Below are 14,243 nucleotides of genomic sequence, written 5' to 3'. Positions count from 1 at the left end.
GGGGGTGTCACGGCGTGGCGGCGTCTCCTCGCCACGGCTCGGACCCGCCGGTCGGGGTGCCGCCGGCCCGGCGGCACCCCTCCCCGCGGTTCAGATGCCGGCCGCCGCCGACAGGTCCCGCTTCACGGCCGCGAGCAGCTCGCTCGCGCGGGCGCGTGCCGCCGGGAGGCCGTCGGGCGAGCCGACCGGCACCACGACCTCCAGGTAGCACTTCAGCTTCGGCTCGGTGCCGCTGGGCCGTACGATCACGCGGGCCCCGTCGAGCGTGTAGCGCAGCCCGTCGGTGGGCGGCAGCCGGTCCGTGCCCAGGGTGAGGTCCTCGGCGCGGGTGATCGCCAGCCCGGCCAGCTCGGTCGGGGGCTTCTCGCGCAGCCGCTCCATCGCACGGGCGATGACCGTCAGGTCCTCCACCCGCACCGACAGCTGGTCGGTGGCGTGCAGCCCGTGCTCCACGGCGAGGTCGTCGAGCAGGTCGAGCAGCGTGCGCCCGCGTTCCTTCAGCTCGGACGCCAGCTCGGTGACGAGGAGCGCGGCGGTGATGCCGTCCTTGTCGCGTACGCCGTCGGGGTCGACGCAGTAGCCGAGGGCCTCCTCGTAGCCGTAGCGCAGGCCCTCGACGCGGGCGATCCACTTGAAGCCGGTGAGGGTCTCCTCGTACGGCAGGCCGGCCTTCTCGGCGATCCGGCCGAGGAGGGAGGAGGAGACGATCGACTCGGCGAACGTGCCGCGCGCCCCACGGCTCACCAGGTGCGCGGCGAGCAGGGCGCCGACCTCGTCGCCGCGCAGCATCCGCCACCGGTCGCCGTCCTTGACGGCCACGGCACAGCGGTCGGCGTCCGGGTCGTTGGCGATGACCAGGTCGGGGGCGGTCTCGCGGGCCTTCGCGAACGCGAGGTCCATCGCGCCGGGCTCCTCCGGGTTGGGGAACGCGACGGTCGGGAACTCCGGGTCCGGCTCGGCCTGCTCGGCGACCAGGACCGGCTCGGGGAACCCCGCCCGGGCGAAGGCCGCCAGCAGGACGTCCTTGCCCACGCCGTGCATCGCCGTGTAGACGGTGCGCGCGGTGCGGGGCGAGCCGGTGGCGAGGACGGCGTCCGTGCGGGCCAGGTAGGCGTCGAGCACGGAGTCGTCCAGGACCTCCCAACCGCCGTCCGGACGGGGCACGTCGGCCAGGGAGCGGATCGCGTCGATCTCGGCGGCGATCTCCGCGTCGGCGGGCGGGACGATCTGCGAACCGTCGCCCAGGTAGACCTTGTAGCCGTTGTCGCGGGGCGGGTTGTGGCTGGCGGTGACCTCCACGCCGGCGACCGCGCCCAGGTGCCTTATGGCGTAGGCCAGGACCGGCGTCGGCAGCGGGCGGGGCAGGACGGCCGCGCGCAGGCCCGCGCCGGTCATCACGGCGGCGGTGTCGCGGGCGAACGCCTCCGACTTGTGGCGGGCGTCGTAGCCGATGACGACGAGGCCGTCGTGGCCGCCCTGCTTGCGGAGGTACGCGGCGAGGCCGGCGGCGGCGCGGATGACGACGGCGCGGTTCATGCGCAGGGGGCCCGCGCCGAGTTCGCCCCGCAGGCCGGCGGTGCCGAACTGGAGGGTGCCGGCGAAGCGGGCGGTGAGTCCGGCGTGGTCCCCGGCGTCGAGGAGGGCCGCGAGTTCCTCGCGGGTCTCGGGGTCGGGGTCCTCGGCGAGCCAGGTGCGGGCGCGAGCGATCAGGTCGTCGTGCACGGTGGTCAACCTCTCGAGTCGTACGTGAGTTGTCTCGCCCCCGCCGACGCTTCCCTCCCCCGCTCCCGGCTTCGTCCGAGCGGGGGACCCCCGTCGTCCCCGGGGGCTGCCGCCCCGGGCCCCGCTTCGGCCTGAACGGCCCCCTCCTCGGGCGCCGGACGGGCCGAGAAGTCGGACGGCGCTCTCCAGCTCACCGGGCGGACGGGGGGAGGGGAAGGCCGAGGGGGCCTGCGTCCCCTACAGCCGGTCGAGGACCCGGGTCAGCAGGGCTCCCATGCGGGTCGCGGAGTCGCGGCCGGCCTGGAGGACCTCCTCGTGGTTCAGCGGCTCGCCGGTCATCCCCGCGGCGAGGTTGGTCACCAGGGAGATGCCCAGCACCTCGGCGCCGGCCTCGCGCGCCGCGATGGCCTCCAGCACCGTCGACATGCCGACGAGGTCCGCCCCGATCACCCGGGCCATCCGGATCTCCGCCGGCGTCTCGTAGTGCGGGCCGGGGAACTGGGCGTAGACGCCCTCCTCCAGCGTGTCGTCGATCTCCTTGCACAGCGCCCGCAGCCGCGGCGAGTACAGGTCCGTCAGGTCGACGAAGTTCGCGCCGACGATCGGGGACGTCGCCGTGAGGTTGATGTGGTCGCTGATCAGCACGGGCTGACCGGGCCGCATGCCCTCGCGGAGACCGCCGCAGCCGTTGGTCAGCACGATCGTCTTGCTGCCGGCCGCCACCGCCGTACGGACGCCGTGGGCGACGGCGGCCACCCCGCGGCCCTCGTAGTAGTGCGTGCGGCCCAGGAACACCAGGGCGCGCTTCTCGCCGATCCGGTACGAGCGGATCTTGCCGCCGTGGCCCTCGACCGCCGGCGGCGGGAAACCGGGCAGCTCGGTGACCTGGAACTCGGCGTCGGGGGCGCCCAGGGCGTCCACGGCCGGCGCCCAGCCGGAGCCCATCACGAGGGCGACGTCGTGGGTCTCGGCGCCCGTCAGTTCGCGCAGGCGCGCGGCTGCGGCGTCGGCGGCGGTGTGGGGGTCGCCCTGGATGTCGTCCGGGAGAAGAGATGCGTTCACGCGATGAGGGTAGCCGGTCCGGGCCTACGCGCGTAGATGACAGAGCCCACGGGATGGCGATCGTTGTCTTGTCGTTTCCGACGAGGACGGCGGGAAGGGGGGGCGAAAGGGGCCGGGACCTCAGCAGGGGCGCTTGCGCAGCTCCATCACGTAGTCGTGCGGTGCCCCCGCCGACTCCGCCGCGTCGGCCACCTCGCCCAGGTAGCGGGCGGAGGGCAGTCCGCCCTCGTAGCCGTTCAGGACGTACACCCAGCCCTGTTCCTCGCCGTCCAGGGTGTGCACCCGCACCCGCATCCGGCGGTAGATGCCGAGGCCCACGCCCTCCCACCGGTCGAGCGACTCCTCGTCCGGCGGCGCCAGGTCGTACAGCGCGACGAAGACCTGGGAGAGGGGATCCTCCACGATCGTCGCGAGCGCGCCCTCCCAGCCCAGCTGCTCGCCCCCGAAGGTCAGCCGCCACCCGTTCAGCCAGCCGGTGGCGCGCAACGGCGAGTGCGGAGCGCGCCGGGACATCAGCCGCGAGTCGAGGTTGCCGGCGTACGCGGCGTAGAGCGACATGCGACGAGACTACGTCAGCCGGTCCGCACGTCACGGCCGTCGTCCGGAGCCCCTCCGGCAACGGACGTACCTCCCCCGGCCCCCCGGGGAAGTAGCACCCCCGCCCGTGCGGGACAATGGAGTACGTGACTCGGATCGTGATCATCGGTGGCGGACCCGGCGGATACGAGGCGGCCCTGGTGGCCGCCCAGCTCGGCGCGGAGGTGACCGTCGTCGACTGCGACGGTCTGGGCGGGGCGTCGGTGCTGACCGACTGCGTGCCGTCGAAGACCCTGATCGCCACGGCCGAGGTGATGACCACCTTCGACTCCTCCCACCAGGAGCTGGGCATCATCGTCGCCGACGACACCCCGCCGCTGGAGCGGTCGGCCCGGGTGGTCGGCGTCGACCTCGACAAGGTCAACCGGCGTGTCAAACGGCTCGCGCTCGCCCAGTCCCACGACATCACCGCCTCCGTCACCCGGGCCGGCGCCCGCGTCCTGCGCGGCCGAGGCCGGCTCCGGGGCATGCAGGCCCTCGACGGCTCCCGCCAGGTCGTCGTCACCGCGGCCGACGGCACCGAGGAGACCCTCACCGCCGACGCCGTCCTCCTCGCCACCGGCGGCCACCCCCGCGAACTGCCCGACGCCCAGCCCGACGGCGAGCGCATCCTCAACTGGACCCAGGTCTACGACCTGCGCGAACTGCCCGAGGAACTCATCGTGGTCGGCTCCGGTGTCACCGGCGCCGAGTTCGCGGGCGCCTACCAGGCCCTCGGCTCCAAGGTCACCCTCGTGTCCTCCCGCGACCGCGTGCTGCCCGGCGAGGACCCGGACGCCGCCGCCGTCCTGGAGGACGTCTTCCGCCGCCGCGGCATGAACGTCATGGCCCGCTCGCGCGCCCAGTCCGCCAAGCGCGTCGGCGACCGCGTCGAGGTCACCCTCGCCGACGGCCGGGTCATCACCGGCTCGCACTGCCTGATGGCCGTCGGCGCCGTCCCCAACAGCGAGGGCCTCGGCCTGGAGGAGGCCGGCGTCAGGGTCCGCGAGTCCGGCCACATCTGGACGGACCGGGTCTCCCGCACCACCGCCCCCGGCGTGTACGCCGCGGGCGACGTGACCGGCGTCTTCGCGCTCGCCTCCGTCGCCGCCATGCAGGGCCGCATCGCCATGTACCACTTCCTCGGCGACGCGGTGGCCCCGCTCAACCTCAAGACCGTCTCCTCGAACGTCTTCACCGACCCCGAGATCGCCACCGTCGGCTACTCCCAGGCCGACGTCGACGCCGGCAGGATCGACGCCCGCGTGGTGAAGCTGCCGCTGCTGCGCAACCCGCGCGCCAAGATGCAGGGCATCCGCGACGGCTTCGTCAAGATCTTCTGCCGTCCGGGCACGGAGATCGTCGTCGGCGGTGTCGTCGTGGCACCGCGCGCCTCCGAGCTCATCCACCCCATCTCGATCGCCGTCGACAACAATCTGACGGTCGAGCAGATCGCGAACGCCTTCACGGTGTACCCGTCCCTTTCGGGCTCGATCGCGGAAGTGGCACGGCAGTTGCACACCCGGAAGACGGGCAGCGACGCGTAGCGCCGATCCGGCGGCCGGTGTCAACTCCCCGCTGTTCGCGGGGAGTTCACGGGACGTTGGGGTGCGTGCGGGTGGCGCGGGAGGTATGGGCGGGGCTGTATACCACTTCGTGTGCCGCTCTGCGAACAACTTCCGCTATTCGGCGCAAAGAGCTGAAAGCAGACGGTCGCCCGCGTTACTGTCAGTTTCGTGTTCGCTGCAGAACGTCGCCAATTGATCCTCGAAATGGTGCGAGCCAACGGAGCCGTGTCGCTCCGTGAACTCGCCCGCGTCGTCCAGACCTCCGAAGTGACCGTACGGCGGGACGTGCGCGCACTGGAGGCAGAAGGACTCCTCGACCGCCGGCACGGCGGTGCGGTACTGCCGGGCGGTTTCACCCGCGAGTCCGGCTTTCCGCAGAAATCCCATCTCGCGACCGCCGAGAAGACCGCCATCGCCGACCTCGCCGCCACCTTCGTCGAGGAGGGCGAGGCCATCGTGGTCGGGGCGGGAACCACCACCCAGGAGCTGGCCCGTCGGCTCGCCCGGGTCCCCGGACTCACCGTCGTCACCAACTCCCTGCTGGTGGCCCAGGCGCTGGCGCACGCCAACCGCGTGGAGGTCGTGATGACCGGCGGTACCCTGCGCGGCTCCAACTACGCCCTCGTGGGCAGCGGAGCCGAGCAGTCCCTCCAGGGACTGCGGGTCTCCAAGGCCTTCCTGTCCGGGAGCGGCCTGACCGCCGAGCGCGGTCTGTCCACCTCCAACATGCTGTCGGCGTCGGTCGACCGGGCCCTGGTCCAGGCCGCCGCCGAGGTCGTCGTGCTCGCCGACCACACCAAGCTCGGCACCGACACCATGTTCCAGACGGTGCCGACGGACGTCATCACCCGCCTGGTGACCGACGAGCCCCCGGCGCACGAGGACCGGGCCGGCACCGAACTCCAGGCCCTCGCCGACCAGGGGGTGCAGATCGCCGTGGCGGGGTCGGCGGGGAGTCCGGGGGGTGAGACGGTCCCGGCGCGGCGGCAGCAGCGTCGGGACGTACCGTTGCCGGCTCCCCGGCGGGGGCAGATGCAAGGCGCCGCGACGGCTCTGCGGGCGGCCGCGGTACTGGGTGAGCAGGCGCCGGGGGCCGAGCGGGCGCGGGTCGCGGACATGCGGCGGCGATAGCCTCCGGCGGTCGGCCGGTGCGCCTTGTCGCCGGGGGTGGTGAGGTGCGTGGGCGGGTGGCGGTCCGTCGTGGCCGGTCGCGCCTCTGCGGCGGAGCCGCTATGGGCCTCTGTGGCGGAGCCACTATGGGTAGGGTCCCGCGTCCCTGGGCGGGCGGGGGTGTCGCGGGTCGACCGGTTGCCGTGTCCTGCCGGTGGGGGCGTGCCCGCGCGACGGAGCCGCTGTGCGACACGGTCCCGCGTCCCCGGGGGCGAATTCCAGGGGCCGTCGGCCGACCGGCGGGGGTGTGCGACGACGGAACCCCGCGCCCTCTTCCGTGGGCGCGGGGAACGGGGTCGGACCGGTCGGGTCAGTCCTTGATCTCGCAGATGGGGGCGCCCGAGGTGATCGAGGCACCGACCTCCGCGGCGAGACCCTTGACGGTGCCGGAACGGTGGGCGTTCAGGGGCTGTTCCATCTTCATGGCCTCCAGGACGACGATCAGGTCGCCCTCCTTGACCTCCTGGCCCTCCTCGACCGCGATCTTGACGATGGTGCCCTGCATCGGGGAGGCGAGGGTGTCGCCGGAGGCGACGGGGCCGGACTTCTTCGCCGCGCGCCGCTTGGGCTTGGCGCCCGCCGCGAGGCCCGTGCGGGCCAGGGACATGCCGAGCGAGACCGGGAGGGAGACCTCCAGGCGCTTGCCGCCGACCTCGACGACGACCGTCTCGCGGCCCGCGTCCTCGTCGGCCTCGGTGTCCGCGGGGGCCGCGAAGGGCTTGATGTCGTTGACGAACTCCGTCTCGATCCAGCGGGTGTGGACCGTGAAGGGGGCGTCGGAGCCGGTGAGTTCGGGGGCGAACGCCGGGTCCTTCACCACCGCGCGGTGGAAGGGGATGGCCGTGGCCATGCCCTCGACCTGGAACTCCTCCAGGGCGCGGGCGGCCCGCTGGAGGGCCTCCTTGCGGGTGCGGCCGGTGACGATCAGCTTGGCCAGCAGGGAGTCCCAGGCCGGGCCGATGACCGAGCCGGACTCCACGCCCGCGTCGAGCCGCACACCCGGCCCCGAAGGGGCGTCGAAGGTGGTGACGGTGCCGGGGGCGGGCAGGAAGTTGCGGCCCGGGTCCTCGCCGTTGATGCGGAACTCGAAGGAGTGGCCGCGCAGCGCCGGGTCGTCGTAGCCGAGTTCCTCGCCGTCGGCGATGCGGAACATCTCGCGCACCAGGTCGATGCCGGCGACCTCCTCGGTGACCGGGTGCTCCACCTGGAGACGGGTGTTGACCTCCAGGAAGGAGATCGTGCCGTCCATGCCGACGAGGAACTCCACGGTGCCGGCGCCGACGTAGCCGGCCTCCTTGAGGATGGCCTTGGAGGAGGAGTACAGCTCGGCGATCTGCTCGTCGGACAGGAACGGCGCCGGGGCCTCCTCGACCAGCTTCTGGTGCCGGCGCTGGAGGGAGCAGTCACGGGTGGAGACGACGACGACGTTGCCGTGGGTGTCGGCGAGGCACTGGGTCTCGACGTGCCGGGGGTTGTCGAGGTAGCGCTCGACGAAGCACTCGCCCCGGCCGAAGGCGGCGACGGCCTCGCGGACCGCCGAGTCGTACAGCTCGGGGACCTCTTCGAGGGTGCGGGCGACCTTGAGGCCGCGTCCGCCGCCGCCGAAGGCGGCCTTGATCGCGATGGGCAGGCCGTGCTTCTCGGCGAAGGCGACGACCTCCTCGGCGCCCGACACCGGGTCCGGCGTGCCCGCCACCAGCGGCGCGCCGGCGCGCTGGGCGATGTGCCGGGCGGCGACCTTGTCGCCGAGGTCGCGGATGGCCTGCGGCGGCGGGCCGATCCAGATCAGGCCCGCGTCCAGGACGGCCTGGGCGAACTCGGCGTTCTCCGAGAGGAACCCGTAGCCGGGATGGATCGCGTCCGCCTCGGACTCGCGGGCGGCGTTCAGCACCTTCTCGATGTCGAGGTAGCTGGTGCCGGGAGTGTCACCGCCCAGGGCGAACGCCTCATCCGCGGCGCGGACATGCAGAGCGTCCCGGTCCGGTTCGGCATACACGGCGACGCTTGCGATACCGGCATCCCGGCAGGCCCGGGCCACGCGGACTGCGATTTCGCCACGGTTGGCGATGAGCACCTTGCGCACGATTGAGGCTCCCTCCTTGAAACAAGCCGAGTTTAGGGACTGCCGACACGACTCATCGACCCGTCCTCGATGGTGAGCTTGCCCACACGGAGCGTGATGTCAGGCTCACTCGATTGCGAAATCCCTTGCAGTACCGCCGTACGCAGCACTCCTTCCGGAAACCCTAGCCCTCCACTGTGGCCAAGGTCTCTGTGAGCACGTGCTGCGGCCCACTCCGTTTCTTTGTGGAGTCCCTACGAATGGCCCAATGATTCTTTGCCGCGGGCAGGACCCTTGTCCCTTGGTTTACCCGTTAGTAGCGTTCGTGACGTCTCGAACGCTACTCGGGGTAACTAGGGAGCCCGTACGGGCCGGGTCGAAAGTGGGTGGGGCCGGTGGTGCGCAGACCGGTGGCAGTCGTCGTGGCGGTCGTGCTCGTCGTGGAGGCACTCGGCGTCGCCGCGCTGAACTGGTTCCTCGGGATCGTCGTCGACCGTCAGGACATGTCCCTGGCGGGCCTGGACCCGGACGTGATGTCGACGTCGTCGAAGGCCGGCGGGATCGTCTTCGGTCTCTACTTCGCCTTCTGCGGGCTGGTCGCCCTGCTGGTGGCGGTCCGCGACCGGCCGCCGGCCGGTTTCGGCCGCGTCCTGCTGATCAGCGCCGCGGTGGTGCACGGGCTGCTGGCCGCCGCCGCGTGGGGGCTGGTGGGGTGGCCCGCCTTCCTGTCCATGGTCGTCGTGCTCGCGCTCATCGTGCTGCTGCTGATGACGTACGACCGCCACGATGGGCCCGCCGCGCCCGCCGCCGGGCCCCGGGACGAGGGGCCGAAGGGCCAGGGGCCGGCCCCGGTCAGCGGTCCGCCGGCGCCCACAACTCCGTGATGCCCACGCCCAGTTGTGTCAGCAGCCGGCGTACGAGCGGCAGGCTGATGCCGATCACGTTGCCGTGGTCGCCGTCGATGCCGTCGATGAACGGCGCCGAGCGGCCGTCCAGGGTGAACGCCCCGGCGACGTGGAGGGGTTCGCCGGAGGCGACGTACGCGGCGATCTCCTCGTCCGTGGGCTCGCCGAAGCGGACGACGGTGGAGGCGACGGCGGAGGTGTAGCGCCCGGTGACGGTGTCGTAGACGCAGTGGCCGGTCTGCAGCGTGCCCACGCGGCCGCGCATGGACTTCCAGCGGGCGGTGGCCTCCTCGGCGTCCGCGGGCTTGCCGAGGGCCTCGCCGTCCAGGTCGAGGACCGAGTCGCAGCCGATCACCAGGGCGCCCCGGACCTCGGGCTTCGCGGCCACGACGGAGGCCTTGGCCTCGGCGAGGGCGAGTGCCAGTTCGGCGGGGTTCGGGGCGGTCACGGCGTCCTCGTCGACCCCGCTGACGATCACCTCGGGGTCGAGGCCCGCCTGGCGCAGCAGGCCCAGCCGGGCGGGGGACTGGGAGGCGAGCACGAGACGGCGGCGCGGCTGATCGGTCATGCGGCCAGGGTATCGGCGCGCCGCGCCGCGTTCACCCCGGTCATCCGAGGCCGATGACGATCATCGCGAGCACCATGGCCAGCGCCATGAGGACCCCGAGCCGCCGCAGCATCTCCTGCGTGTCGCGCAGCTCCTCGGGCGGTTCGTTCTCGGGGTCGGACCACAGCATGCGTCCAGCCTGCGACGACGCGGTGGCGGCCGCCTGAGTACGCATACTCAACTCCTCTAAACGGGACTGTGGTTTCATTAAGGCCTCACCGTGTCGGCCGACGAGAGGACACGCCCGTGTTCACCACCGCTTGGACCGCCCCGCCCCAGCTCCCCAGCGAGGGCTTCACCCCCAACTGGTCCCGCGAGGGCTTCTGGCGCCAGTCCGTGCGCCAGACCGTCCGGCTGACGGCGGGCGGCGACCGGGTGCGCGTCCGGCTGTCGAACGCCTACGGCACCTCCCCGGTCAGGATCGCCGCCGCCACGGTGGCCCGCACGGCCGCGGCCGCCGCCGTCGAGCCGGGCTCCGTCACCCGCCTCACCTTCGGGGGCGCGGGGCCCGCGGCGATCCCGGCCCGGGGCCACCTGCTCAGCGACCCGGCCCCCCTCGCCGTGGCCCCCGGACAGGCGCTGACGCTGACCCTGCACTTCGACGCGGTCACCGGCCCCGCCACCTTCCACGCGCAGGCCTTCACCACCAGCCACCGCGGCGAGGGCGACCTCACGGCGGACGTGGGCGGGGAGCGCTTCGACGCGAGGAGCGAGTCCTGGTACTTCCTCACCGCCGTCGAGACCGACGCGGGCCGGGCGGACGGCATCGCCCTCCTCGGCGACTCCCTCACCGACGGCTTCGGCTCGACACCCGGCGCCGACCGGCGCTGGTCCGACCAGCTGGCCCGGCGTACCGGACGCCCCGTCCTCAACGCCGGGATCGGCGGGAACCTGCTGCTCAACGACTCCGCCTGGTACGGCGAGAAGGCCCTGCACCGGCTGCGCCGCGACGTGCTGGACCAGCCGGGCGTGGACACCCTCGTGGTGCTCCTCGGCCTCAACGACGTCGGCTTCGGCGAGACGGACGAGCAGCCCACGTACAAGCCCGCCCCCGTGGTGGAGGCGGACGAGTTGATCGCGGGGCACCGGGAGCTGATACGGCAGGCGCGCGGGCGGGGCCTGCGGGTGATCGGGTCGACCCTGCTGCCGTTCGGGGGCTCGGACCACTGGGGCGGGCACGCGGCCGGGGTGAGCCGCGAGGTGGACGCGTGGGTGCGCGGCTCCGGCGCCTACGACGCGGTCGTGGACCTGCGCCGGGCCCTGGCCGACCCGGCGGACCCGGACCGGCTGCACCCCGCCTACGACTCCGGCGACCACCTGCACCCGGGCGACGCGGGATACGCGGTGATGGCCGAAGCCGTGGCCGCCCGTCTGTGAGGGGCGGGCGGCCGGACCGGCCCGGCTAGGGCGTGTCTGACGATTCCCGTCGGGCGCGCGACGCCTGGCACGGCACTCCCCCGGCCTTCGGCCGGGGGCACCCCCGCGCCGCGTTGTCGGATCACCCGAGTACATCCGGTACACGGGCGATCCTCCGCCTTGCGATCCTCCCCCACTGCCCGAACGGCGTGGGAGGTGCCCCCAGCACCGGACGCCGCGCGCTGATCCGACACGAATTGCCAGACACGCCCTAGCCCGGCCAGTACGTGCGGCCCCAGGCGGCCGGGCCCGGCCGGGGCAGGCGGCGGGCCGCGATGCGGGAGGGGTCCGACCAGGCGTCCCCGGCGTCCTGCGCGCCGGACGGCTCGGCCGTCGCCGCCGCGGCGCGGGCGCGCACCACCGCCAGTGCGGCGGCCAGCTCCTCCGGGGTCGGATTGCCCCGTACGACCTTGATCACGAAGGCTCCTCACAGGGGGATGTTGCCGTGCTTCTTCGGAGGGAAGGATTCCCGCTTCGTGCGCAGTTGACGCAGGCCCCGCACGATGTGCCGGCGGGTGTCCGACGGCATGACCACCGCGTCGACGTAACCGCGTTCGGCGGCGATGTAGGGGTTGAGGAGCGCGTCCTCGTACTCCTGGACCAGCCGGGCGCGGGTCGCCTCGAGGTCTCCCGCGGACTCCGCCTCGGCGATCGTGCGGCGGTGCAGGATGTTGACCGCGCCCTGCGCGCCCATCACCGCGATCTGGGCGGTCGGCCAGGCCAGGTTGAGGTCGGCGCCCAGGTGCTTGGAGCCCATGACGTCGTACGCCCCGCCGAAGGCCTTGCGGGTGATGACCGTGATCAGCGGGACGGTCGCCTCCGCGTAGGCGTAGATCAGCTTGGCGCCGCGGCGGATGATGCCGTCGTGCTCCTGGTCCACGCCGGGCAGGAAGCCGGGCACGTCCACGAAGGTGACGACCGGGACGTTGAACGCGTCGCAGGTGCGCACGAACCGGGCCGCCTTCTCGGAGGCCTTGATGTCCAGACAGCCCGCGAACTGCATCGGCTGGTTGGCGACGATGCCGACCGGACGGCCCTCCACCCGGCCGAAGCCGGTCAGGATGTTCGGCGCGTACAGCGGCTGCGTCTCGAAGAACTCGGCGTCGTCCAGGACGTGTTCGATCACCGTGTGCATGTCGTACGGCTGGTTGGCGCTGTCCGGGACGAGCGCGTCCAGCTCCAGGTCCTCGTCGGTGACGGCGAGGTCCGCCTCCTCCGGGAACGCCGGGGCCTCGGAGAGGTTGTTCGACGGCAGGTACGACAGCAGCTGCTTGACGTACTCGATGGCGTCCTTCTCGTCGCCCGCCATGTGGTGGGCCACACCCGACGTGGAGTTGTGGGTGCGCGCGCCGCCCAGTTCCTCGAAGCCGACGTCCTCGCCGGTGACCGTCTTGATGACGTCCGGACCGGTGATGAACATGTGCGAGGTCTGGTCGACCATGACGGTGAAGTCGGTGATCGCGGGCGAGTAGACCGCGCCGCCCGCGCACGGCCCGACGACCAGGCTGATCTGCGGGATCACCCCGGACGCATGGGTGTTGCGGCGGAAGATCTCGCCGTACGCCCCCAGCGAGGCCACGCCCTCCTGGATGCGGGCGCCGCCGGAGTCGTTGATGCCGATGACCGGGCAGCCGGTCTTCAGCGCGAAGTCCATGACCTTGACGATCTTCTGGCCGTAGACCTCGCCGAGAGCACCGCCGAAGACGGTGAAGTCCTGCGAGAACACGGCGACGGGCCGGCCGTCGACGGTGCCATACCCGGTGACGACACCGTCCCCGTACGGGCGGTTGTTCTCCAGGCCGAAGTTGGTGGAGCGGTGCCGGGCGAACTCGTCCAGTTCTACGAACGAATCCTCGTCGAGGAGGAGTTCGATGCGCTCACGGGCCGTCAGTTTGCCCTTGGCGTGCTGCTTCTCGACGGCGCGTGCGGAGCCGGCGTGCGTCGCCTCCGTGACGCGGCGCTGGAGATCCGCGAGCTTTCCCGCGGTCGTGTGGATGTCGATCTCTTCCGACTCGGACATCGGGATGCGGCTCCCTGCCTGCTCAAAAGGGGGGACGGTTACTCATTCGTAGGGTAGTGGCGGCCCCACCGATCGGCAGTGCGGCATTTACCACACCTAGGGTGGCTTGCATGACGCCGCGAGATGCAGCAGGAAGACCCGGAACCCCAGGAAATTCAGGACACGGCAGCCGGTGGTCCGATCTGGACCGCCCGCCCCTCAACGCCGTCGCGCTGCGACGAGGACTCCTCCGCGAGGGCGGGCTGTGGACGGCGGTCGACATCGTGCCCCGCACCGGGTCCACCAACTCCGACCTGGTCGCGCTCGCCGCCGCCGGGAAGGCCGACGAGGGCACCGTCCTGGTGGCGGAGGAGCAGACCTCCGGCCGGGGGCGGCTGGACCGGCGCTGGACGGCGCCCCCGCGGTCGGGGCTGTTCTTCTCCGTGCTGCTGCGGCCGGCCGAGGTGCCGGTGGCGCGGTGGGGCTGGCTGCCGCTGCTGACCGGCGTCGCGGTCGCCACCGGCCTGTCCCGGGCGGCGGGCGTCGACACGGCGCTGAAGTGGCCCAACGACCTTCTGGTGACCGTCGGCGGCCAGGAGCGCAAGGCCGGGGGGATCCTGGCGGAGCGGGCCGGGGCGGACGGGGTCGTGGTGGGCGTCGGCATCAACGTCACCCTGCGTGCGGAGGAGCTGCCGGTGCCGCAGGCGGGGTCGCTGGTGCTGGCCGGGGCGGTGAGCACGGACCGCGATCCGCTGCTGCGGGCCGTGCTGCGTTCGCTGGAGGAGTGGTACGGGCGGTGGCGGTCGGCCGGCGGGGACCCGTCCCTGTCCGGGCTCCAGGAGGCGTACGCGGCGGGGTGCGCGACGCTGGGGCGGACCGTGCGGGCGGAGCTGCCCGGGGAGCGCTCGACGGTGGGGGAGGCCGTGGCCGTGGACGGGGACGGGCGGCTGGTCATCGCCACGGAGGAGGGGGTGCGCGAGCCGGTGGGCGCGGGCGACATCGTGCACCTGCGGCCGGCGTGAGCCGGGCCCGGGCGGCCCGGGCGGCCCGGGCGTGTCGGCCCGCGGCGGCGTCGGCACGGCTGATCGCCGGCCGGCGGGGCGGCCGGGAGCGGAACGGGCCGCTTCTCCGAACGGAGTGAGCTGGCGCACACCTG

At 72.8% G+C, this 14,243-nt stretch carries 13 protein-coding genes; 5 read left to right on the top strand and 8 right to left on the bottom strand.

The window, feature by feature from the left end; genetic code table 11:
* Nucleotides 1-90: 90 nt before the first annotated feature.
* The 3 genes from ACGFQC_RS07175 to ACGFQC_RS07165 form a co-directional block, all read right to left on the bottom strand.
* Nucleotides 91-1,722 carry a phospho-sugar mutase gene (locus ACGFQC_RS07175; RefSeq protein ID WP_363091338.1) on the bottom strand — a complete coding sequence of 544 codons (1,632 nt, stop codon included), beginning with the start codon at nucleotides 1,720-1,722 and terminating at the stop codon, nucleotides 91-93.
* Between the two features lie 237 nt (nucleotides 1,723-1,959).
* The gene (locus ACGFQC_RS07170) at nucleotides 1,960-2,784 is read right to left on the bottom strand and encodes a purine-nucleoside phosphorylase (protein ID WP_363091319.1); all 825 of its coding nucleotides are present in this window, start codon (nucleotides 2,782-2,784) and stop codon (nucleotides 1,960-1,962) included.
* Between the two features lie 120 nt (nucleotides 2,785-2,904).
* Nucleotides 2,905-3,342 (bottom strand): gamma-glutamylcyclotransferase, encoded by a 438-nt coding sequence (locus ACGFQC_RS07165; protein WP_363091320.1) that lies wholly within the window; start codon nucleotides 3,340-3,342, stop codon nucleotides 2,905-2,907.
* A gap of 116 nt (nucleotides 3,343-3,458) precedes the next feature.
* On the opposite strand from ACGFQC_RS07165, the gene ACGFQC_RS07160 reads away from it, so the two are divergent.
* Both ACGFQC_RS07160 and ACGFQC_RS07155 read left to right on the top strand, forming a co-directional pair.
* Complete coding sequence (locus ACGFQC_RS07160; protein WP_363091321.1) at nucleotides 3,459-4,907, top strand: NAD(P)H-quinone dehydrogenase; 1,449 nt, start codon at nucleotides 3,459-3,461, stop codon at nucleotides 4,905-4,907.
* A gap of 189 nt (nucleotides 4,908-5,096) precedes the next feature.
* The gene (locus tag ACGFQC_RS07155; protein WP_363091322.1) at nucleotides 5,097-6,059 is read left to right on the top strand and encodes a DeoR/GlpR family DNA-binding transcription regulator; all 963 of its coding nucleotides are present in this window, start codon (nucleotides 5,097-5,099) and stop codon (nucleotides 6,057-6,059) included.
* A gap of 349 nt (nucleotides 6,060-6,408) precedes the next feature.
* Here the strand turns inward: ACGFQC_RS07155 and ACGFQC_RS07150 are convergent, their stop codons facing one another.
* Nucleotides 6,409-8,181, bottom strand: a complete 1,773-nt coding sequence (locus tag ACGFQC_RS07150; protein WP_363091323.1) for a biotin carboxylase N-terminal domain-containing protein — start codon at nucleotides 8,179-8,181, stop codon at nucleotides 6,409-6,411.
* Nucleotides 8,182-8,555: 374 nt separating this feature from the next.
* Here ACGFQC_RS07150 and ACGFQC_RS07145 point away from each other — a divergent pair, with 374 nt between their 5' ends.
* Complete coding sequence (locus tag ACGFQC_RS07145; RefSeq protein ID WP_363091324.1) at nucleotides 8,556-9,044, top strand: hypothetical protein; 489 nt, start codon at nucleotides 8,556-8,558, stop codon at nucleotides 9,042-9,044.
* Here the strand turns inward: ACGFQC_RS07145 and ACGFQC_RS07140 are convergent.
* The gene (locus ACGFQC_RS07140) at nucleotides 9,013-9,633 is read right to left on the bottom strand and encodes a nucleoside triphosphate pyrophosphatase (protein WP_363091325.1); all 621 of its coding nucleotides are present in this window, start codon (nucleotides 9,631-9,633) and stop codon (nucleotides 9,013-9,015) included. The two genes, ACGFQC_RS07145 and ACGFQC_RS07140, sit on opposite strands and share 32 nt — an antisense overlap.
* A gap of 40 nt (nucleotides 9,634-9,673) precedes the next feature.
* A complete protein-coding gene (gene mmpB, locus ACGFQC_RS07135) occupies nucleotides 9,674-9,802 on the bottom strand; it encodes a morphogenic membrane protein MmpB (RefSeq protein WP_393287977.1) in 129 nt (42 codons plus the stop codon).
* A 116-nt stretch (nucleotides 9,803-9,918) separates the two neighbouring features.
* Here mmpB and ACGFQC_RS07130 point away from each other — a divergent pair, with 116 nt between their 5' ends.
* Nucleotides 9,919-11,049, top strand: a complete 1,131-nt coding sequence (locus tag ACGFQC_RS07130) for an SGNH/GDSL hydrolase family protein (protein ID WP_363091326.1) — start codon at nucleotides 9,919-9,921, stop codon at nucleotides 11,047-11,049.
* 250 nt (nucleotides 11,050-11,299) lie between these two features.
* Here the strand turns inward: ACGFQC_RS07130 and ACGFQC_RS07125 are convergent, their stop codons facing one another.
* Nucleotides 11,300-11,506, bottom strand: coding sequence for an acyl-CoA carboxylase epsilon subunit (locus ACGFQC_RS07125; RefSeq protein WP_363092919.1), 207 nt, complete (start codon nucleotides 11,504-11,506; stop codon nucleotides 11,300-11,302).
* 9 nt (nucleotides 11,507-11,515) lie between these two features.
* The gene (locus ACGFQC_RS07120; RefSeq protein ID WP_363092918.1) at nucleotides 11,516-13,108 is read right to left on the bottom strand and encodes an acyl-CoA carboxylase subunit beta; all 1,593 of its coding nucleotides are present in this window, start codon (nucleotides 13,106-13,108) and stop codon (nucleotides 11,516-11,518) included.
* Nucleotides 13,109-13,218: 110 nt separating this feature from the next.
* On the opposite strand from ACGFQC_RS07120, the gene ACGFQC_RS07115 reads away from it, so the two are divergent.
* Nucleotides 13,219-14,109 carry a biotin--[acetyl-CoA-carboxylase] ligase gene (locus tag ACGFQC_RS07115; protein WP_363092917.1) on the top strand — a complete coding sequence of 297 codons (891 nt, stop codon included), beginning with the start codon at nucleotides 13,219-13,221 and terminating at the stop codon, nucleotides 14,107-14,109.
* Nucleotides 14,110-14,243: the final 134 nt, after the last annotated feature.

Source organism: Streptomyces sp. NPDC048734 (genome assembly GCF_043198675.1).
In the GTDB taxonomy this organism is placed as follows: Bacteria; Actinomycetota; Actinomycetes; order Streptomycetales; family Streptomycetaceae; genus Streptomyces.
Note: the sequence above shows the minus strand (reverse complement) of the source record. Positions and strands in the feature narration are given on the sequence as shown.

Bases quoted from the DNA above. Each gene is read 5' to 3' on its own strand.
- ACGFQC_RS07120 (WP_363092918.1), bottom strand. From the start codon at position 13,108: ATGTCCGAGTCGGAAGAGATCGACATCCACACGACCGCGGGAAAGCTC.
- ACGFQC_RS07165 (WP_363091320.1), bottom strand. From the start codon at position 3,342: ATGTCGCTCTACGCCGCGTACGCCGGCAACCTCGACTCGCGGCTGATG.
- ACGFQC_RS07140 (WP_363091325.1), bottom strand. From the start codon at position 9,633: ATGACCGATCAGCCGCGCCGCCGTCTCGTGCTCGCCTCCCAGTCCCCC.
- ACGFQC_RS07160 (WP_363091321.1), top strand. From the start codon at position 3,459: ATGGAGTACGTGACTCGGATCGTGATCATCGGTGGCGGACCCGGCGGA.
- mmpB (WP_393287977.1), bottom strand. From the start codon at position 9,802: ATGCTGTGGTCCGACCCCGAGAACGAACCGCCCGAGGAGCTGCGCGAC.
- ACGFQC_RS07115 (WP_363092917.1), top strand. From the start codon at position 13,219: ATGACGCCGCGAGATGCAGCAGGAAGACCCGGAACCCCAGGAAATTCA.